Raw genomic sequence first — 17,665 nt, 5'->3', positions numbered from 1 at the left:
GCCAGGGCGGCGGGCGAGGGCTCCTTCGGCACCGGCCGGTGCCCTCGCTGTGCGGGACCCGGCCGGGCCGGGCACCCCGGCCGAGGGCACCGCCCTCGAACCGCCGCCACGTGACACAGAACATAGTGGATTGCCTAATCCATAAAGCGCGCTACGCTTTCGGCATGGCTCGCACCAGGGAGTTCGACATCGACCAGGCGGTCGACCGCGCCATGGATCTGTTCTGGCGCCGCGGCTACGCCGAGACATCCCTGCAGGACCTGCTGAAGGAGTTGTCGATAGGCAGCGGCAGCTTCTACGCGGCCTTCGGTTCGAAGGAGGAGCTCTACCTCCGTGCCCTCGAGCGCTACACCACTCTCCAAGGCAGCGGCCTGGAGAAGATCTTCGAGGAGACGGCCGAGCTCAGGCCCGCGGTCCGACAGATGCTCGCCTCCATGATCGAGGCGGACCTGGCCGACCCGACGCGTGGGTGTCTCGTGGTCAACGCCTCCACGCAGTGCGGCGACCAGCCCGCGGCGGCCGACCGCGTGAACACCGCGATCCGACAGGTCGAGTCCTTCCTTGCCGGCGTCCTCGAACGGGCGCAGGTGCGGGGCGAACTCTCACCCGAGAAGGACCCGCGGGGGCTCGCCCGGTTCCTGACCACGTTCATTCAGGGCATGCGCGTCGTCGGCCGGGCCCGCATGGGGCGACAGTTCGTCGATGACGCCCTGACCACCGCGATGCGCGCATTGGACTGAGTGGCGCAGCGAACCCCGCGCTCATTCGCCGCTCACCCTACCATTGTTTTGTATCGATCAATCCAGAAAAGGAATGTCATGGATCTGCACCTCAAGGACAAGGCCGCCGTCGTCACCGGAGCCAGCAAGGGCATCGGCCTGGCCGTGGTCGAGAAGTTGGCCGACGAGGGGGCCAAGGTCGTGGCGGGCAGCCGCACCTCCACGCCCGAACTGGACGCCCTGGCAGCGAAGCACGACATCGCGATCGTCTCGGTCGACCTGTCCACCACGAAAGGGGCCGAGCGGCTGGTCCAGCAGGCCGTGGAGCAATACGGCCGCGTCGACATCCTCGTGAACAACGTCGGCGCGGCCGAGCCCCGGGAGTCGTTCCTCGAGGTCAGCGATGCCGACTGGCAGCGGATCTTCGACCTCACCTTCTTCAGTGCCGTACGGGTGAGCCGGGCAGCACTGCCCCACCTGGTCCAGGACGGCGGCGGGGCGATCGTGAACATCAGCTCGATCAACGCCCGGCTGCCCTTCCCCATGGTCGTGGACTACTCCGCGGCCAAGGCGGCGCTGACCAACCTGAACAAGGCGCTGTCCGAGGAGTTCGCGCCGCGGGGCGTCCGGGTCAACGCGGTCTCCCCGGGCCCGGTCCGCACTCCCTTCTGGACCGCTCCGGGCGGCTTCGCCGACGCCACCGCCGCGGCCGCCGGAGTCACGGCGCAGGAGGCGCTCGACGTGGTCGTACCGCAGAGCATGGGCATCACCTCCGGCCGGATCACCGAGGCGCACGAGGTCGCCGACCTCACCCTCTTCCTGGCCTCGCCGGTGGCGAGCAACATCACCGGAGCCGAGATCGTCATCGACGGCGGCCAGATCAAGACCCTCTGACTGATCCTCGACGAATCACCTCGCGACCCGGCGTCATGGCCACCGACCGCGACGCCGCGAGCGCCGACGCCGGACGCGGAACCCTCGCCGCCGAGGTGGGCCCGCACTCCCGCGACGAGGACGGCACCTACGCCAACGCCCCCGCCGCGGACCTGTTTCCGGATCGTGCCAAGCCTTCGTACGTCGGCGGAATCCTCGAGATGGCCAACACCCGTCTCTTCGGCTTCTGGAACAACCTCACCGGCGCCCTGAAGACCGAGCGTGGGACCCGGCATCTATGCGGTGCTGCTGGGCATGCCGAGCGGCTCGGCCGGCCCGGCCGGCATGTCCCTTCGCCATGCTGCGGGTGACTCGGGCGGCTCATGGGTTGCCGCCGCGGACCGCCTTGCCCTCCAGGGGCGGGGCGTGACCCGGAGCGGGACGAGCACAGCAGCATCAGCGTCGTCGGCGGCAGCGCGCTCCCCGCCTCCAGCACCCCACATACACGAACGTGACACCGGCCGCCACACCCAAGGCCGCGCAGAGCACCACCATGAGCGAGTCCCCGCCGGCCTCGATTGGCGCGTGGGCGATCAGCGCGGGCGACACGGCGCCGAGGAAGGCGCCCAGCACGTGGAAACGATGAGGTGAAGCGGCCGACGGTCATGTCCGCCGAATACTCTGACGACTCATGGGGTGGCTGCTGCATACATCGTTGTCGCCGCCACGTCCGCGGTCCGCAGCGCTCTCCCCGGCGCCTCGCTGCCCAAGAAGTCGGACTTCCCGCTGGCGGGGTGGCGCCGGCGGGAAGCCCAGGGGACCACACGGCCCGGGTCGGGCCTGCGATGCCGGCGGGAACAGGTCCGGGCCGGCACGGTCCCGTGCCCAGCCGCCGTGTCCGGCGGTCAGGCAGCCAGCGACGCGGTGCCGGCGTGAGCGGTGATGGCCTTGCCCGCCTCCTGGATGGCAGCCTCGACCTGCTCCGGGGTGTATCCGTTGACCGCGATGAACTCCACGTCCGAACCTTGATGGACGCAGGTTTGTGTCATCGAAGATTGCTCCCGCTGGTCTGCTAGCCTTCCGGAGGCCGTGCGAGAGATTGAGGAGGTGGTACCCGTGAACGTATCGACATGGGTGCTCTCCTCCGGGGTCACGGTCGGGCGATAGGTCGTCCGGGAGCGCCGTTCTGTGCACTCCCGAAAGGCACGACCATGCACTTCACTTCTGAACAACGCCTCGACGACGGCGTCCTCGAACGCGAATTCACCCTGGGCGAGATCCCGGGCATCCTGTGGACGCCTGAATCCGGCGCACCGGCACCGCTGATCCTGCTCGGCCACCCCGGCGGACTGCACAAGATGTACCCCCGACTGGTGGCCCGGGCCCGGCACTCTGCGGCGGAGGGCTTCGCCACGGCCACCATCGAGCTCCCCGGAAGTGGCGACCGGCCCCGTTGGCCCGCCGCCGAGCAGGCCCGCGCCGACCTGCGCCGGGCGCTGGAGGTCGGCGAGCCGGTCAACGACAGGATCATCGATGCTCTCATCCTCCCGCTGGTCGAAAAGGCGGTCCCGGAATGGCAGGCCGCCCTGGACGCCCTCCTTACACTGCCCGAGATCAGCGGCCCGGTCGGGTACTCGGGGGGAGTGATCTCCATCGGCATCCGGCTGGCGGTGGTCGAGCCGCGCATCTCGGCCGCCGGTCTGTTCGCGGGGAGTTTCGTGCCTCGCTCCATGTTCGAGGAGGCCCGGCAGGTCACCATTCCGCTGCATGTCCTGCTGCAGTGGGACGACGAAGGGAACGACCGGCACGCGGCCCTGGGTCTGTTCGACGCCTTCGCCTCCAAGGAGAAGACCTTGGAGGCCAATATGGGCGGGCACACCGGCGTCCCGCAGTTCGCGGGGGACGCCGCGGCCCGGTTCTTCACCCGGCACCTGAAGTGAGGCAGGGGCGTCAGGCCGACCGCAGACGGTAGGCGCCGTCGGCCAGAACGGCGCCATCGAGGACGGTCCCGGCCGTCCCCGATGGCGGTGGCCAGCAGATGCGCAACCGCCCCGACCGGCCGTCGGCGGTACCGGCTGGTCGGGGCGGTCGCGGGCAACGTCCCGCCAGGCACGCCACGCGGTCTCATACGTCTGGGTCTGTTGCTCGCTCCACGGCTCGCGGGTGGGCGGCCCGTACTGGCCCCGGAGCTGCTCGGCCTGAGCCTGCGCCCTGATCCGCCATCCGTCGCACTCCACGAGTTCTTCGCAAGTGTGCCCGCGTGCACGGATCTCAGCGGGCGGTTCGAAGGACCGACCACCGGTGGACAAGACTTCAGGTGTGTGACGCGCTCGATCGCGCCGTGCGGCCGATGGGCTTTCCCGGGCGCAGCCGGACGGGCGGATCAGCGCAGTCCGGCGAAGAGATCGTTCTCGGGTACGGCGGCGCCGGTGGCGTCCTGGACACGTACGAAGGTCTCCATGCCCATCAACTCGCCGAACCTCTCCTTGCCCATCTTGAGGAAGAAGATGTTCTCGCCCTGACTGGCGTGCGCGGCCAGCGCGTCGAACTTCTGACCGCTGAATGCGGTGGTGTCCACCCACGTGGTGATCTCATCGTCGGGGAGGCCGATCTCGGCCATCGCGGCGGCCTCGGCAGGATCCGGCTCCGGCATGTCCTCATGAAACTCGCGCATGATCTCACCGAACTGCTGCATCATCGAGCGGGGCACCGTCGTCCAGTACACCTTCGGTGTCAGCGCGGTCATCTCCACCGCCGCCATCGTGATGCGGTGGGCCTGGATGTGGTCGGGGTGGCCGTAGAAACCATTCGCGTCGTAAGTGACGACCACATCGGGCCGGTACTGCCGCATGAGTTCCGCGAGTCGGGCGGCGCCTTCCTCTACGGGGGTCTGCCAGAAGGATTCGGGGGCGTCGTTGCTCGGCCAGCCCGTCATCCCTGAGTCGGCATAGTCAAGCATCTCCAGATCGCTGACCTTCAGAACGTCACAGCTCGCCTTGAGTTCTTGCCGGCGCATCAAGGCGACGGCCGCCGGATCGTGCCCGGGATCGCCAGGCTTGACACCCCCCGGTCCGTCACCGCAACCGCCGTCGGTACACGTCACGAGAACCGTGCGGATGCCTTCCGCCGCGTACCGCGCGAGGATCCCTCCGGTGCCGGTGGCCTCGTCGTCGGGGTGAGCGTGCACTGCCATGAGCGTCAAGGGCCGGTCAGCCATGAAGCAGTCCTCCTGCGGAAGTACGTCTTGGTACGAGTGCGTGGCGGGCGTACCGCGCTCCCGGGGTCCGGATCCTGTCGGGGCGGACGACCTCGTGGTCTCCGTATTCCCCGCCCGTGCGGCGCCGGTCCTCGGTCCGTGCAACAGTGGCGGCCGGACCGGTTGTTCCCGCCGCGGGCGCTTGGCCTACCGGGCGCCGGCGCTCCAATTCGAACGAGGTACAGGCGCGACCTGCACGTCTCAGCACCATGTCGGATCCGACTTCCATCCGGCATCAGCCGTGACATTCTGGACGCCTTGACCCTCAACGCGGACCCCCACCGCGTTGCCGCCCCGCGCCGGCCGCCGCCAGCGCGACAGGTGGCAGGCCGGCCCACCCGTCACGCCACGGGCCCTGAGCGAAAAGATCGAGCGGGCCTGAAAGACGTCCTAGCCCGCTGCCCCACTCCCGGACCTCCCGCAGGAACGGACAGTCCGCTTCCCGCGAAGCACCGCGGGACTGATCGTCTCAACACGGTGAACACCGTGTTGCCCCGGCTTTCCGGAAAAGCGTACGGCTCCCGTCCTGCCGCCCCGGACGGTGACCAGGGTCGGGCTTCATCAGTCAGCTGCTCTGCGCTTCAGCGAGGTTCACCCAAGCGGTGACCGCGTCGTCGTTGTGGACGAGATCAACACCGAGGCCCTCGATCAGGCGGTGAACAGCCTTGTTATTCGGCCCCGTGCTCACGAACACCATCGCGAAGCCATCTGCGCGGGCTTGGTCCAGCAGATGCCTGAGCACCGAACCACCGACACCGGCACCCCGGTGCGAGCACCCGATCCACACTCCCGCCTCAACCGCCCGCGTCGGTTCCTCCAAGGGGCGCAGGCGGGCCGCCCCCACGGCCTTCGTCCCCACGAATGTCCGCGGTTTCCTGTGAGCGGCGGGTCCTCGACCGCGCCCTGCGGGACCTTGAGGAGGCGGCGGGGCGCGACCGCCGCATCGCGGCAGCTGACGCTGCATTGCGTGACCTTCTACAGGAACTGGCCGATCGGGTGAGTCCTCGCACGGAATACGGACTGATCCACGGAGAACTCGGACCCGACCACGTCCTGGCAGACGCCGACGGGCACCCCGTCCTGATCGACATCGAGGGCCTGATGTACTTCGACGTCGAATGGGAGCACGTCTTCCTCCAACTCCGCTTCGGTGAGCGGTACGCAGCTCTGGCCCGGCCCGGTCTCGATCCGCAGCGGCTCGACCTCTATATGCTCGCGATGCGTCTGTCGCTGGTGGCCGGTCCACTGTGTCTCCTCGACGGTGACTTCCCCGACCGGGCGTTCATGCAGGGCATCGCCGAGCACAACGCAAAAGAGGCACTGGCGCTCCTGCCGTCGGTGTAGCCCTCCGAGGTGCACGGCCGCGCAGAACACCCGCCTACTCCTCGAGACGATCAGCTCGAACAGGTGGGCGGGGAACGTGACGCCGGCCGTGGGGAGCCATGTGAGTGCCGACAGGCTTGCTTGCGCCTGCCCGTCCTGTCACCAGCAGCACGGAAAGCATTCCTGTTGTCGCCGGCTCCGGAGCTCCGTCGGCCACCTGATCTGCACGTGTCCGTCGCACGCGAGGCGCGTCCGTCGCACGCGGCGTCGGGGTCGGGACCGTCTGCCGCAACTGCTCTTGACCTGGAGCGCGCTCCAGATCCGAGCATGGGTGGCATGAACATCACCGACCACCAGATCGTCCTCGGGACGATGGACTTCGGCACCCGCGTCGACCCTGACCAGGCCTTCGCGGTCCTTGACTCTTTCGTTGCCGGCGGCGGTGTCTGGCTCGACACCGCGAACTGCTACTCCTTCTGGACCGACCCCCGTGGCGTCGGCGGCGCCAGCGAGCGCCTCATCGGCGCGTGGCTCCGGGACCGTCCGGGTGTGCGCGACGTGGTGCGGATCGCGACCAAGGTCCGGCAGAACCCGCTGGTCCCGCACTCCTGGCCGGAAAGCGCCGAAGGACTCTCCGCCCCCGCCGTCCACGCCGGCGTGGAGGAGAGCCTGGGACGTCTGGGAGTCGAACACGTCGATCTTCTCTGGGCCCATGCGGAGGACCGCACCGTGCCGCTGGAGGAGACGGTCGGCGCCTTCGGCGAGCTGGTAGCGAAGGGAGTGGCCCTGCGGGCCGGGGCGGCAAACCATGCCGCCTGGCGCGTCGAGCGTGCCCGGTCGCTCGCGCGGGAGCAACGCGTGGAACCGTGGACGGCCCTGCAACTGCGCCACTCACTCGTCCAGCCGCGTCCGTTCACCCCCGTCCCAGAAGCCGGCCACCGCATGCTCACCGCCGAGGACCTGGACCTCGCGTGGTCGGAGGGACTCACCGTGTGGTCGTACAGCTCGCTGATGTGGGGTTCCTATGTGCGCACGGACAAGCCGCTTCCGCACGCCTATGATCACCCCGGGACCCGTCGGGTGCTCGCGGTCCTGGACGACGTCGCCGGTGAGCTCTCGGCCACGCGGAACCAGGTCGTCCTCGCATGGCTGATGCGGCAGGGGATCGATCCCATCGTCGGCGCAAGCCGGGTGGAGCAGATCGAGGAGGCACTCGCCGCACGCCGTGTGCGGCTCAGCGACGAGCACCTGGCGCGCTTCGCCGAAGCGCGGTAGCGACGGTTACCAAGGAGCCCCATGACCACCCTCACCCCGGCAACAGCCGCCGACCGCACCGGCGTCTCCATCGACACACTGCGCCACTACGAGCGCGAAGGGCTCATCGGCCCGATCCGGCGCTCGGCCGGCGGGCGCAGGCAGTACACCGAAGACGACCTGTTCTGGATCGGCCTGGTCACGTGCTTCCGCGAAGCGGGCCTCGGCATCGCGGACCTGCGGGAATTCGTCGTCATGCTGCGCGCCGAGCACCCTCCGCGGGACCGGGTCGCCTTCCTGCGCGACCGCCGTGCTGCCCTGGAGCAGCGGATGGCAGCGCTGTGCCAGGCCATGGAGGTCCTCGACGAGAAGATCGCCTACTACAGCTGAGCGCCAAGAGACCCGCACTCAGCTCGCACCCTGCCCACCACACACCGCTGACACACGGACGACCTCCCCTACGACCGGGCCCCCAAGCCGTCGCAGGACGCCCACGCCGGGCAACTGGCCAAGGTGATCGCCGCGTGCCCTCACGTGTCTGATCAGCGCATTCGTGGCGCGGGTTCCTCGGTCCAGGGCGGTCTCTCAGCGGCCTTTGGGGCGGCGGACCGGCGCGTGAATGCCGATGCCGGTGCCGATGCAGCCCTTGTCGGCGAGCGTGGGAAGCCCATCGGCGGCGGCCCTGTACAGCGCGGGCAGCACGTGGATACGGGCCGCGGTGATGTCCGGGGTGGAGCCCGGCTCGGCACCGGAGACCCACAGCGGGGTGCCCTCCGGCGCGGCCAGGAACTGAATGTTGCCGCCGTATCTCTTGTGTTTCTGGGAGAACCACAGGTCGTTTGCCGTTCTCCCGGGCCCCGGCCGGCCGGTCGCAGGCGATCAGGGTGCCGTTCAGCACCCCGTGTGTCATCCCCTCGGCGCGGCAGAGGTCCAACACCTCGTGCACACTGCGCGCCTTCGCCTACGACGAGACCGGTGACGACCTGACCTCCATACGCAACGCGGTCGATTCCCCGCTGCACCTGACCTACGATCACGCGCACCGCATCGCCAGCCGGCGCGACTCCAACGACGCGACGTTCGCCTACGAGTACGACGCCCAGCGCCGGGTGACCGCGACCCGCGGCATCGACGACATCCTCAATTCCCGCATCGTGTACGCCGATCCGGACGAGAGCGGCGCCACCGCCGCCACTGCACCGACTCCCTCGGGAACGCCACCGTCTATCGCGCCAACCGGCACGGTCAGATCATCGCCGTCATCGACCCTCTCGACGCCACGACTCGCCTCACCTGGGACGCGGAGAATCGCCCGCTCGAGCGCGCGCGTGGGCTCCGACGGCGCCCATGAGAGCTGGAGCTGGGACGGCGAGAACGACTGCCTCTCCCACACCGACCCGGCCGACGGCCGCAGCGAATTCACCTACGGCCCCTTCGACCTGCTGCGCACCCGCACCCCCACGGTAGTGACGTTCACCTTCTGAGGGCCGCCTCGCACGGTACCTCGGGTGCCGAGCCCGAGTCCCGATGAGCTTGCGGCGCTGCTGTCGCCGTCATCGTGGGTGGAGCGGGTGGTTGTTACTCACTTTCGGGTGTCGGCCGGGTGGTGGGCTCGGGGCGAGGAGCGGTGTTCGTGGCGGTGGTGTGGCCCGATGGGGCATCAAAGGCGGATTTCGCGCATTGATGGAGTATGCAGGTGAGAGTCGCAGAATTATGGGCGATCTGTAACATCGCTCGTGTATTGCGCGTACTTGCCGTGTCGGCGGGGAGGGTGTGGTGCACGGTCATCCGGCCGTCACCGCCTTCGCGTAACCCCTGCTGACGCTCTGCGGCCGAGGAAGGGTTGCGCCCACACCCCGCAGGAGAGCATGTGTGTGTTTCCGCTTTCGTGCCCGATGCCGGCAAACCGCTGAGTGCGTGTGCCGGCAGGCAAGAGGCAACCCGCCGGCGCGGTGAACTCTCGGCCAGGGGCCGCCGCCGACGAGCCGGACGTGTCGGTGGCGCCTGAATCGTGCCCCTCTGGCGACGCTTGGGTTCTTCGCTACCGGTCCGTGGCGAACCAAGCACACAGCACACTCGGCCCCAAGGGACGCGAGGCGTGCGAACGAAGCACACGGCAGAACGGAGCGAGATCATGCAGACCATCACCGCATCGACCGATCGAGCGTGGGAGCATGCCCCGGCGGATGACTTCCTGCTGGCGCCGCCCAACCCCGCAGACCGCATTGCCTGCCGCATCGATCCTCGCGACTTGCGGCGCCTGAACCTGTACGCGGCGCTGACCACGGCCGGAATCGCCCCCTGGCCAGGAGACCGGGAAGCGATCGAGACGCTCAGTGCACTGCCGGACAGCGTGCACGAAGCCCTGCACCACTGGCTCAGCTCCGGCAGGTGACACGCTTTCACGTCGGGGCCACGGCAGGCCGGCGTCGAGGCGGTACAGCTGCGTAAGCCGTGCTCGCGGCTTACGCAGCTGCGAGACAGGCCGTCACGATCCGGCCCGCACGGGCCGATGGGCCGACACCCCTCCGGAGAACCGCGGAGCGCAAGAAGGCCGCTGCGCCACGGCCGACGTCGGTTCAGCTGAAGGTGCGTCGGTAGGTCTGCGGGCTGACGCCGGTGGTGCGTTTGAAGCGGTCGCGGAATGTGGTGGGCGAACCGAAGCCGACTTGGCCGCCGATGCGCTCCACGGAGTCCTCCGTGGTTTCCAGCAGGTGCTGTGCCTGGCGGATGCGGGCCCGGTGGAGCCACTGGAGCGGGGTCGTGCCGGTCTGTTCGCGGAAGCGCCGGATCAGGGTGCGGGTGCTCGTCCCGGATCGCGCGGCCTTCGGGTGGGCCCCACCCACGGCTGCGCCTGCCTGTTCGTCGTGATCGCGACCTGGCGCGTCAGGCAGACCTCGGGCGCCGCCAAGGTCCTGGAGTGAACAGTTGGTCGCTGCGGCCGGCCAAGCCGAGGTGGGCGAGCGGCTGCCGGAGCGGCGACGTCAACGATGCCTGTCGCACGGGCCGGCCTCCGCGTTCCAGGCAGGGCCGCCGGTGGCCGGACCGCAGCCGGGACCTTGTGGCCACCATTGACCTGCAGCCGTCCCGGGTGCCGGGTCCTGTCGTCGGACCCACGGGAGCGGCGGTCGCGTATGGCGCTAGGGGATGGCGGCTGCCGCCTTGGGGGCGGCGGCCAGCCGCAGGCCGACTTCCACGAGGGTCCAGCCGAGACGGGTACGCAGGTCCCGGGGACTCCGGGCCGCTACGGCGAGATGGTAGGCCTCGGCTTCGGTACGGAGCTCGGCGGCGCGTACATGGTGCAGGGCGAGGTGGATCTCGGGGCGCATCGGGCTGTGGCCTTTCATTCCGTGGTGAGGGGGAACGCGTGTGTGTGGATGCGTACCTGGGCGGTGTTGGCGTCGTCCTCGTCGGCGGCCCGGTCGCGGAAGGTGTCGACGAGCGCGTGCATCTTTTCGACGAGTTCCCGGGTCAGTTCGGGCGTCAGCCGCAGTGTCGCGCTGCTCATGTCCCAGGTGCGGTTCCACTCCTCCGGCCATGCATGGCGGTTGCCGAGCCAGGTCGACAGGTCCCGGGTCTGGGTGGTGGCGATCTCGTGGAGGTACATGTCGGCAGCCCCGCGCACATCGGGGTTGGCGTCCGTGAGCAGTGCGTCGTCGAAGCGAAGGCCCTTGTGGACCGCCTTCCACCACCGTTCCCGGCCCTTGCCGCGCTCGGGGGCGTCCTCGATGAAGCCGTGAAGGGCGAGCTGCCGCAGGTGGTAGCTGGTCGCACCGCTTGACTCACCCAGCTTTTCGGCGAGTTGAGAAGCGGTGGCTGGACCGCCGAAGCGCAGCGCGTCCAGCAGCCGCATGCGCAGTGGGTGTGCGAGTCCGCGCAGAGATCGGGCATCGAGGTTGCGGACGTGTGACGGCTGGGGCTCGTTCATGCTTACAAAGGTAGCGATGCAAAGGAATGCTTGCAACGGGTTCTTTGCATCTGGCCTCAGAGGACCTGGTCTTCGTGTCCTGATCATCACCGGCCACCAGGTCATCGTGGACGGTCTCGGCCACCAGCCGAACAAACGCACAAAAGAACCACACCGACAGGTGGCGTGGCCCGCCATGCTGTTGGCGCCAGGGCTTGTTGCGCAAGTGTGTGCGGCGACGGGCGGGCCGTAGTACCCCTGGAGAGTCCAGCGTCCGTGTCTGTTCTCATCCGGAGTCGTCGATGGCCGTTCGCCGTGTCATGCCCATCATCCAGTCAGAGGCCGCGCAGGAGAGCCGGGAGTTCTATGGCCTGCTGGGCTTCGAGGAAGTCATGAATCTCGGCTGGATCACGACGCTTGCCTCGCCGTCCAGTCCGACGGCACAGGTCAGCGTTATGACCAGCGACAAAACCGCCCCGGTCACCCCCGATATGAGCGTCGAAGTCGACGACGTGGAGGCGGCTTACGCGGTCATGCGGGACAGCGGCGCGGAGATCGTTCACCCCTTGCAGGACGAGGAGTGGGGAGTACGGCGGTTCTTCGTTCGTGACCCCAATGGCCGCGTGGTCAACGTTCTGAGCCACCGCTGACGCTTTTCGTGCCGCGGGGACGGCGACGGTCACAGTCATTCGTTGATGGCCGCGACGAGAACGGTCGCCTCGTAGCGGACCGCGAGTTCGTCCTACCTCGTGGCCACGGCCCAGTGCGTCTTGGGGGCGGCTGATACCGCACTCGACCGCGTGCCGCTCGCGGTAGCCGGTCCTGTCGAACTTCGGCGGCCGACCGCCGTTCGAGCGAAGTTTCTTGCGATTGTGGACGTGATCGTCCTCGTCCGGAATGGCGCAGCGGATCCCGCGTCGGCGCAGGAAGGAGCCGTTCTTCCGGGAGGCATACGCCTTGTCCACGCGCATCCGGTTGGGCCGGGTACGGGGCCCGCCCGCCCCGGGGCGGGGCACGCGGAATCGGCTTCAGGACGGGCTCGAACTGCGGTCGAGGCTGCTTTCGCAGGAGCCGGTCGGGTATCGGCGGCCGGGCCTGCTCACCAGGCCGGCGCTGCTGTTCGCGCGTTCGACCTCAGCGGTCTGCCGCCGTACCCGGTCGGGGGTGAGGGCAAGCCAGGTCTCCAGAGTGCGGAGACGGGCCAGGTCAGACGGCAGGTCGTATAGCGTTCGATTGCAGGGTTGGAGTGGAAGACCGCAATCCAGGGAGCCGGTGTTTGTCCTGTGCCATCGAAGCTTGAGCGTGTGCCAACGAAGTTTGGGTGGCACGGAGATCTGGTCGTCCAGGGTGGTGGCCGGACGGCTTGCGGGTGCACCGGATTCCCGCCGGCCTTCAGCTGAGCTGCTCGGCCAGTCCGACGATGATGCCCTCGGGGCCGCGGACGTAGCAGAGCCGGTAGCTGTCCTCGTACTGTGCCAGCTCGCCGACGAGTTCGGCGCCGTGAGTGCGCAGGCGGGCAACGGTGTCCTCGATGTCGTCGACGGCGAACATGACGCGGTGCGTGCCGAGAATGTTGTGCGGCCTGTTGCGCGGCCCGGCGCTGATCGCCGCGGGGCTGCGGTACTTCGCCAGCTCGAGCCGGCTGTGACCGTCCGGGGTCCGGAGCATCGCGATGTCACAGCGGACGCCGTCGAGTCCGGTGCACTGGTCGGCGACGAGACCCTCGACCTCCGCCCTGCCCTCCAGTTCCATACCGAGTTCCAGGAAGAACGCGACGGCGGCATCCATGTCCTCGACGACGATGCCGACGTTGTCCATCCGCTGAATCGCCATGCTGGTTTCTCCTTCTTCCGCGGGCGGCCGGTGGTGGCCGCTGATGTCCCTGGGACGGAGCCGGTGGCCCGTTCTCGACATCCTCCCCACGAATCTCAGCGAGCGGCCCGCGCCACTCACATTTCGTTGGCACACACTCAAGGTTCGGTGGCACAGGACAGTGTTGTCCCGTCTCGGTGAAGGCTGATCAATCTCATTGAAGTCCGGTGACCGGTAGGTTCGTCTCACTGAAGGTCGAGTGGCCGAGCGTGGGAGGCTGAGGTGGCCGAGACGACGGTGGGCGAGGTGATGGCCGAGCTGGCCGAGCTCGAGGACCCGAAGTTGCGCGCGGTGAACGAGAAACACGGTGACGATCATGGTGTGAACCTCGGCAAGCTGCGCGCGCTCGCGAAGCGGCTGAAGACGCAGCATGAACTCGCGTGCCGGCTCTGGGAGACAGGTGAAACCGCGGCGAGACTGCTGGCGATCCTGATCTGCCGCCCGAAGGCGTTCGAGCGGGAGGAGTTGGACGTCATGGTGCGCGAGGCACGCTCCTCGAAGGTGCACGACTGGCTCGTGAATTACGTGGTGAGGAAGAACGCGCACTCCGAAGAGCTGCGCCTGGCCTGGTCCGCCGATCCGGATCCCGTGGTCGCGAGTGCCGGCTGGGCGCTGACCGCTGAGCGCGTGGCGAAGAAGCCCGATGGCCTCGATCTCGCAGGACTGCTCGACGTCATCGAGACGGAGATGAAAGACGCCCCGGATCGCTTGCAGTGGGCGATGAACCACTGCCTGGCTCAGATCGGGATCGAGCACGCCGAGCATCGCACCCGTGCTGTCGCCATCGGTGAGCGCCTGGAGGTGCTCAAGGACTACCCGGCTTCTCCGGGCTGCACGTCTCCGTTCGCGCCCACCTGGATCGCCGAGATGGTGCGTCGGCAGCACAAGAAGTAGGAACCGGATGCCGCCGTCCCGGCGCACGGCCCGGCGGTCTGTTGGCAGGCGTCCGCCCCTCGGGGACGGGAATGCTCTCAGCCCTCCTCGGCGAGGGCCGGGACGAAGCGGGCCGCGTCGATCGTGCCGACGCCGGTCGCCATGTCGTAGCCCTTCACCGCGGTGTAGCCGGTGACTCCCGCGTAGCTGTTGTTCGTGCCGTCCTTCACATCCAGGATCCCGGTGGAGGGCTTCCACGAGGACTGGGTGAACAGCGAGTACAGCGCCTGGTGGATGTCACCGAGCCGGTGCCCGGCGACCTGGTCGGCCAGGGCCACGATGCCCGCGAAGAGCGGGGTGGCCTCGCTGGTGCCGACGCAGACCTCCCAGCCGACCTGCTTCGGGTTGTAGCTGGAGTACATCCATGTGCCGCCGTTCATCGCGGCGGACATCGAAACGTCGGGGGTGCCGCGGCGGTCGCCCACCACCTGCTCGACCCCGTTCTGGTACGGGGGACGGGCGAAGACATGGGACAGGCCGCCGCCGCTCGCGCCGTTGTCGTTGTAGACACTGTCCGGCGCGACGCGGTCGCCCTTGGCGTCCAAGTGCAGCTGGGTGCCGCCGACCGAGACGGCCAGCGGGTCGGAGGACGGCCAGGCGTTGACCTTGTACGGGTAATTGGATTTGACGTTCGCGGTGGCGTTGGTGGCTCCACCGTCGCCGGAGGAGGCGAGGACGGTCACATCGTGCCTGGCGGCGTCCTTGAAGGCGTCCCGCAGGTTCTGAATGCTGGAGAAGTCACCGCTGCGGAAGCCGGGGAAGTTGTTCTCCGTCGCGCCGAAACTCTGGCTGATCACATCGCCCACACCACGGTCGATGAGCGACTTCTCGGCGTCCATCATCTCTCGCAGGCCGGCGATGCCGTCCCCGCCCGGGACCCCGGCCTCCACCAGGACGATGTGCGCGTCCGGGGCGACGGCGTGTGCCATCTCCACGTCAAGGGTGCTCTCCTTGGCCCAGCTGAGCTGGGCGGGGTCGGCGGGGTCGAAGCGCGGGACGTTGCCCCACTTGACCACGTCGACGTGGGTGTTCTTCATACCGAACCGATTGCTGTAGACATCCAGGTCATGCTGGATGGTCGGCGAGCCGAAGGAGTCCACGATCACGATCGTGCGCCCCTTGCCGGTGATTCCCGCCCGGTACAACGGGTTGAGGTTGTACGCCTGCCGGTACTGGGTCGGGGTGTAACAGGAGATCCGCCACTTCGCCTGGCACTGCTCGGTGGTCAGCAAGCTGTGGGTCATGTTCTCCGATCGCTGCCCGGCCACCGCCGGCACGGCTTTGGCTCCTTGTACCGAATGCATGGGTACGGCGACCGAGGAACCGGACATGACAGATGGCATCGGTGCGACATCGGTGAGGGTGGCGATCCCCGCGGCGGCAACCCCGGCCACTGTGGCCGCGATGCGGTGCGGTGCGCGAACTCTGCGCATCCAATCCCCTTGCAAGGTGAGACTCCACTTGACGGCTAGTGCGATCCCACCTCAGGGCCATTCGCAGAACAAGTACTTGCCCCTGTGCGACTTCTCACTTATGTGTCACTTATCACTAATAAGGCACTTGTAACTGTTGTCCGATTCAGGGCGCTGTATGGCCTTGCCGAGCGCGCAAATACGAGCCGGGCGGCATGTCGGGGCCCGCAGGTTGCCCCCGTTCTCCAGACGCCGCTCCGATCTACGCGATCACGTAGCAGCGACCATGCGAGCGGCTCACGCCGAATTCGACGTTCACAGAAAAGACGGCACCCGAAAGCTCGCCAGGCCGGCATCGAAAATTGGCGACCGTGCTCGCAAGGTCACATAGGAGCGCTCTTGGATCGGGGTGAATTGACGAAATTCACTCTGCGTCGCGAAACGCTACATCCTGTAATAGTGCGACCTTCGAGCCGGTCCACCGCTCGCCGGAAACCCGTGCGAGGTGATCGCCGCACTCACTCCGAATCCCTGTGCGCGGGTTCGAAGCGCCCTGACATGGAACGTGTCGAGGACAGCGCGAGAGACGTCGACGAGGTCGACATCGTCGAGGCGGTGGAGCACGGCCTCGTGCAGGCGGCCCCACACGCCGGCTCCGGGCCAGACAAGGAACCCGCGGTGGGCAGGCGGCCCCACACGCCGGCTCCGGGCCAGACAAGGAACCCGCGGTGGGCGGGGCTGGGAGTTCTCAAAGCACGGCTGCAAGGCCCGCCGGCCCGCCTCCACTGCCAGTGGCGCGGTGACGGCGTAGATGTCCCGGCCCCTCGCCACAGCGCGCCGTTCGCTGCCGCCGGAGCGCACGACGGCATCGACGAGGAAGGTCTGCGCGGACCGACCGTGCTCGTCGGCCGCGGCCGGCACCGGGGTGTCGGGGGTCGATACGTCCTTGGCCGCCTCGACCGACATGTAGGTGCGCACGTCGGGAATGCGCAGGTGGCTGGAAACGGTGACGACATCGGTCATGGTGAACTCTCCGATGACCGGGGCCCATCGGGTCGGGCAGCACCGAACCGCCGAACACGACGAACTCCCTCGACCGCGCCGGCTCACTGATGCGATCGGTGAGCATGGCGGCCTGCATCGCCTGGTGGCAGCCCGACGAGCTGAGCTCGGCGTGGGGCCTTGTCCTCTCGGTCTCAGCCGGGCGGGAGACCGCGCCAGGGGACGGTGGCCTCGCCGCCGCCGGGCCGGCTGGGAGCGGGTTCCACCGTGTTGATCGGTCGCTCCGGGGCTCGGAGCGGTGACGCGCGGCGGCAGGAGCGGCAGCGGGGGAGTTGCTCACGACCCCTGATCACGGACCGGGAGCGACCGATCAGCGCACCGCGCGCACTCCGTCCAGGGCGATGGACAGCACCCGCCCCCGCTGGGCCTCGTCGTCGAAGGCCGTCGCGGTGATCCCCGCGACCATCCGCAGCAGGTCGACGAAGGTCATGTCCCCGCGCGCCTCGCCGGCGTGCTGCGCCCGCTCGAACAGCGGGCCGCCCGCCGCGTACATCGACTCCCGGCAGGCCTGGAAGATCTCCGAGTCGTCGTTGAGGGCCTCACGGACGGCCCGTTTGGTGACCATGTAGCCCGCGAAGCGGTTCAGCCAGGTGTTGAGCGCCTCCCATGGCTCAAGGCCGGCCGCCTCGTCGGCGACCCGGCACAGCTCGTTCACCTCGTCTGCGTAGACGCACTCGAACAGGTCGCGGCGGGTGGGGAAGTTCCGGTAGAGCGTGCCGATGCCGACGCCCGCGCGCCGGGCGATGTCCTCCAAAGACGCCTCCGCGCCGTGCTCGGCGAAGGCCTCGCGTGCGGCGGCCAGGAGGGCGTCGTAGTTGCGGGCGGCGTCCTTCCGGTGCGGCCGCCGGGACGCCACGATGTCGCTGACGGGGAACGGCTGGGGCGTCATGGCTGCCTCCCGGGGCGGGTCGGTTGAACCGGAGGTACGCCTCCGCTACAGTGGAGGTGTGCCTCCACTTTAGCAAGCGTGGAGGTGCTGTCGCGGGGGGGGGGGGGGCGCCGGCGCGCCCCCCCCCCGGGCCCCCGCGCCCGGGGGGAGCCCCCCCCCCCCCCC

General features: G+C 68.6%; 18 protein-coding genes and 5 pseudogenes. 12 read left to right on the top strand and 11 right to left on the bottom strand.

What is annotated here, in order from left to right:
* Positions 1-164: 164 nt before the first annotated feature.
* The 4 genes from R2S09_RS31140 (at position 165) to R2S09_RS31125 (ending at position 3,532) form a co-directional block, all read left to right on the top strand.
* Positions 165-740, top strand: coding sequence for a TetR/AcrR family transcriptional regulator (locus R2S09_RS31140; protein WP_306191050.1), 576 nt, complete (start codon positions 165-167; stop codon positions 738-740).
* Between the two features lie 78 nt (positions 741-818).
* Positions 819-1,613 carry an SDR family NAD(P)-dependent oxidoreductase gene (locus R2S09_RS31135; RefSeq protein ID WP_306191051.1) on the top strand — a complete coding sequence of 265 codons (795 nt, stop codon included), beginning with the start codon at positions 819-821 and terminating at the stop codon, positions 1,611-1,613.
* Positions 1,614-1,648: 35 nt separating this feature from the next.
* Entirely contained in the window at positions 1,649-1,963 is a 315-nt protein-coding gene (locus tag R2S09_RS31130) for a hypothetical protein (protein WP_316744605.1), read from the top strand.
* Between the two features lie 840 nt (positions 1,964-2,803).
* Positions 2,804-3,532: an alpha/beta hydrolase gene (locus R2S09_RS31125; RefSeq protein WP_316744604.1), complete on the top strand. Its 729-nt coding sequence runs from the start codon at positions 2,804-2,806 to the stop codon at positions 3,530-3,532.
* Positions 3,533-3,975: 443 nt separating this feature from the next.
* Here the strand turns inward: R2S09_RS31125 and R2S09_RS31120 are convergent, their stop codons facing one another.
* A complete protein-coding gene (locus tag R2S09_RS31120) occupies positions 3,976-4,809 on the bottom strand; it encodes a PIG-L family deacetylase (RefSeq protein WP_306191054.1) in 834 nt (277 codons plus the stop codon).
* 604 nt (positions 4,810-5,413) lie between these two features.
* Positions 5,414-5,707: a GNAT family N-acetyltransferase gene (locus R2S09_RS31115; protein WP_316744603.1), complete on the bottom strand. Its 294-nt coding sequence runs from the start codon at positions 5,705-5,707 to the stop codon at positions 5,414-5,416.
* A 5-nt stretch (positions 5,708-5,712) separates the two neighbouring features.
* On the opposite strand from R2S09_RS31115, the pseudogene R2S09_RS31110 reads away from it, so the two are divergent.
* From R2S09_RS31110 to R2S09_RS31100, 3 genes and pseudogenes are all read left to right on the top strand, one after another.
* Positions 5,713-6,192 (top strand): annotated as a pseudogene (locus R2S09_RS31110) (phosphotransferase); the annotation flags it as partial.
* 315 nt (positions 6,193-6,507) lie between these two features.
* Positions 6,508-7,446: an aldo/keto reductase gene (locus tag R2S09_RS31105; RefSeq protein ID WP_316744601.1), complete on the top strand. Its 939-nt coding sequence runs from the start codon at positions 6,508-6,510 to the stop codon at positions 7,444-7,446.
* A 21-nt stretch (positions 7,447-7,467) separates the two neighbouring features.
* Entirely contained in the window at positions 7,468-7,815 is a 348-nt protein-coding gene (locus tag R2S09_RS31100) for a MerR family transcriptional regulator (RefSeq protein ID WP_316744600.1), read from the top strand.
* Positions 7,816-8,010: 195 nt separating this feature from the next.
* On the opposite strand, the gene R2S09_RS31095 is transcribed toward R2S09_RS31100, so the two are convergent.
* The gene (locus tag R2S09_RS31095; RefSeq protein ID WP_372337785.1) at positions 8,011-8,259 is read right to left on the bottom strand and encodes a transposase family protein; all 249 of its coding nucleotides are present in this window, start codon (positions 8,257-8,259) and stop codon (positions 8,011-8,013) included.
* A gap of 50 nt (positions 8,260-8,309) precedes the next feature.
* Here R2S09_RS31095 and R2S09_RS40695 point away from each other — a divergent pair.
* The 3 genes and pseudogenes from R2S09_RS40695 to R2S09_RS31085 all read left to right on the top strand — a co-directional run.
* Positions 8,310-8,504, top strand: a pseudogene (locus R2S09_RS40695) (hypothetical protein); the annotation flags it as partial.
* Positions 8,505-8,674: 170 nt separating this feature from the next.
* Complete coding sequence (locus R2S09_RS40690) at positions 8,675-8,776, top strand: hypothetical protein (RefSeq protein WP_399145081.1); 102 nt, start codon at positions 8,675-8,677, stop codon at positions 8,774-8,776.
* Between the two features lie 783 nt (positions 8,777-9,559).
* Entirely contained in the window at positions 9,560-9,820 is a 261-nt protein-coding gene (locus R2S09_RS31085; protein WP_306191059.1) for a hypothetical protein, read from the top strand.
* Positions 9,821-10,004: 184 nt separating this feature from the next.
* On the opposite strand, the pseudogene R2S09_RS31080 reads toward R2S09_RS31085, so the two are convergent.
* The 3 genes and pseudogenes from R2S09_RS31080 to R2S09_RS31070 form a co-directional block, all read right to left on the bottom strand.
* Positions 10,005-10,250 (bottom strand): annotated as a pseudogene (locus R2S09_RS31080) (helix-turn-helix domain-containing protein); the annotation flags it as partial.
* A 315-nt stretch (positions 10,251-10,565) separates the two neighbouring features.
* A complete protein-coding gene (locus R2S09_RS31075; protein ID WP_306191060.1) occupies positions 10,566-10,754 on the bottom strand; it encodes a hypothetical protein in 189 nt (62 codons plus the stop codon).
* Between the two features lie 14 nt (positions 10,755-10,768).
* A complete protein-coding gene (locus R2S09_RS31070; RefSeq protein WP_306191061.1) occupies positions 10,769-11,353 on the bottom strand; it encodes a transcriptional regulator in 585 nt (194 codons plus the stop codon).
* Between the two features lie 281 nt (positions 11,354-11,634).
* Between R2S09_RS31070 and R2S09_RS31065 the strand changes: the two genes are divergently transcribed.
* Entirely contained in the window at positions 11,635-11,982 is a 348-nt protein-coding gene (locus R2S09_RS31065) for a VOC family protein (RefSeq protein WP_306191062.1), read from the top strand.
* Positions 11,983-12,724: 742 nt separating this feature from the next.
* On the opposite strand, the gene R2S09_RS31060 is transcribed toward R2S09_RS31065, so the two are convergent.
* The gene (locus tag R2S09_RS31060) at positions 12,725-13,165 is read right to left on the bottom strand and encodes a VOC family protein (RefSeq protein WP_306191063.1); all 441 of its coding nucleotides are present in this window, start codon (positions 13,163-13,165) and stop codon (positions 12,725-12,727) included.
* Positions 13,166-13,453: 288 nt separating this feature from the next.
* On the opposite strand from R2S09_RS31060, the gene R2S09_RS31055 reads away from it, so the two are divergent.
* The gene (locus R2S09_RS31055; protein ID WP_306191080.1) at positions 13,454-14,098 is read left to right on the top strand and encodes a DNA alkylation repair protein; all 645 of its coding nucleotides are present in this window, start codon (positions 13,454-13,456) and stop codon (positions 14,096-14,098) included.
* A 77-nt stretch (positions 14,099-14,175) separates the two neighbouring features.
* Here R2S09_RS31055 and R2S09_RS31050 read toward each other — a convergent pair whose 3' ends face one another.
* The 4 genes and pseudogenes from R2S09_RS31050 to R2S09_RS31035 form a co-directional block, all read right to left on the bottom strand.
* Entirely contained in the window at positions 14,176-15,381 is a 1,206-nt protein-coding gene (locus R2S09_RS31050; RefSeq protein WP_306191064.1) for a S8 family serine peptidase, read from the bottom strand.
* A 717-nt stretch (positions 15,382-16,098) separates the two neighbouring features.
* Positions 16,099-16,320, bottom strand: a pseudogene (locus tag R2S09_RS40685) (hypothetical protein); the annotation flags it as partial.
* Positions 16,312-16,593: pseudogene (locus R2S09_RS31040) on the bottom strand (saccharopine dehydrogenase); the annotation flags it as partial. The pseudogenes R2S09_RS40685 and R2S09_RS31040, both read right to left, overlap by 9 nt.
* A 328-nt stretch (positions 16,594-16,921) precedes the next feature.
* On the bottom strand, positions 16,922-17,500 hold the full coding sequence (locus tag R2S09_RS31035; protein WP_306191065.1) for a TetR/AcrR family transcriptional regulator: 579 nt from the start codon (positions 17,498-17,500) through the stop codon (positions 16,922-16,924).
* Positions 17,501-17,665 lie beyond the last annotated feature (165 nt).

It is taken from the genome of Streptomyces sp. MK7 (genome assembly GCF_032658145.1).
GTDB classification, from domain to species: Bacteria; Actinomycetota; Actinomycetes; order Streptomycetales; family Streptomycetaceae; genus Streptomyces; species Streptomyces spiralis.
The sequence above is the reverse complement of the archived record's forward strand: the minus strand, read 5'-3'. Positions and strand labels throughout refer to the sequence as shown.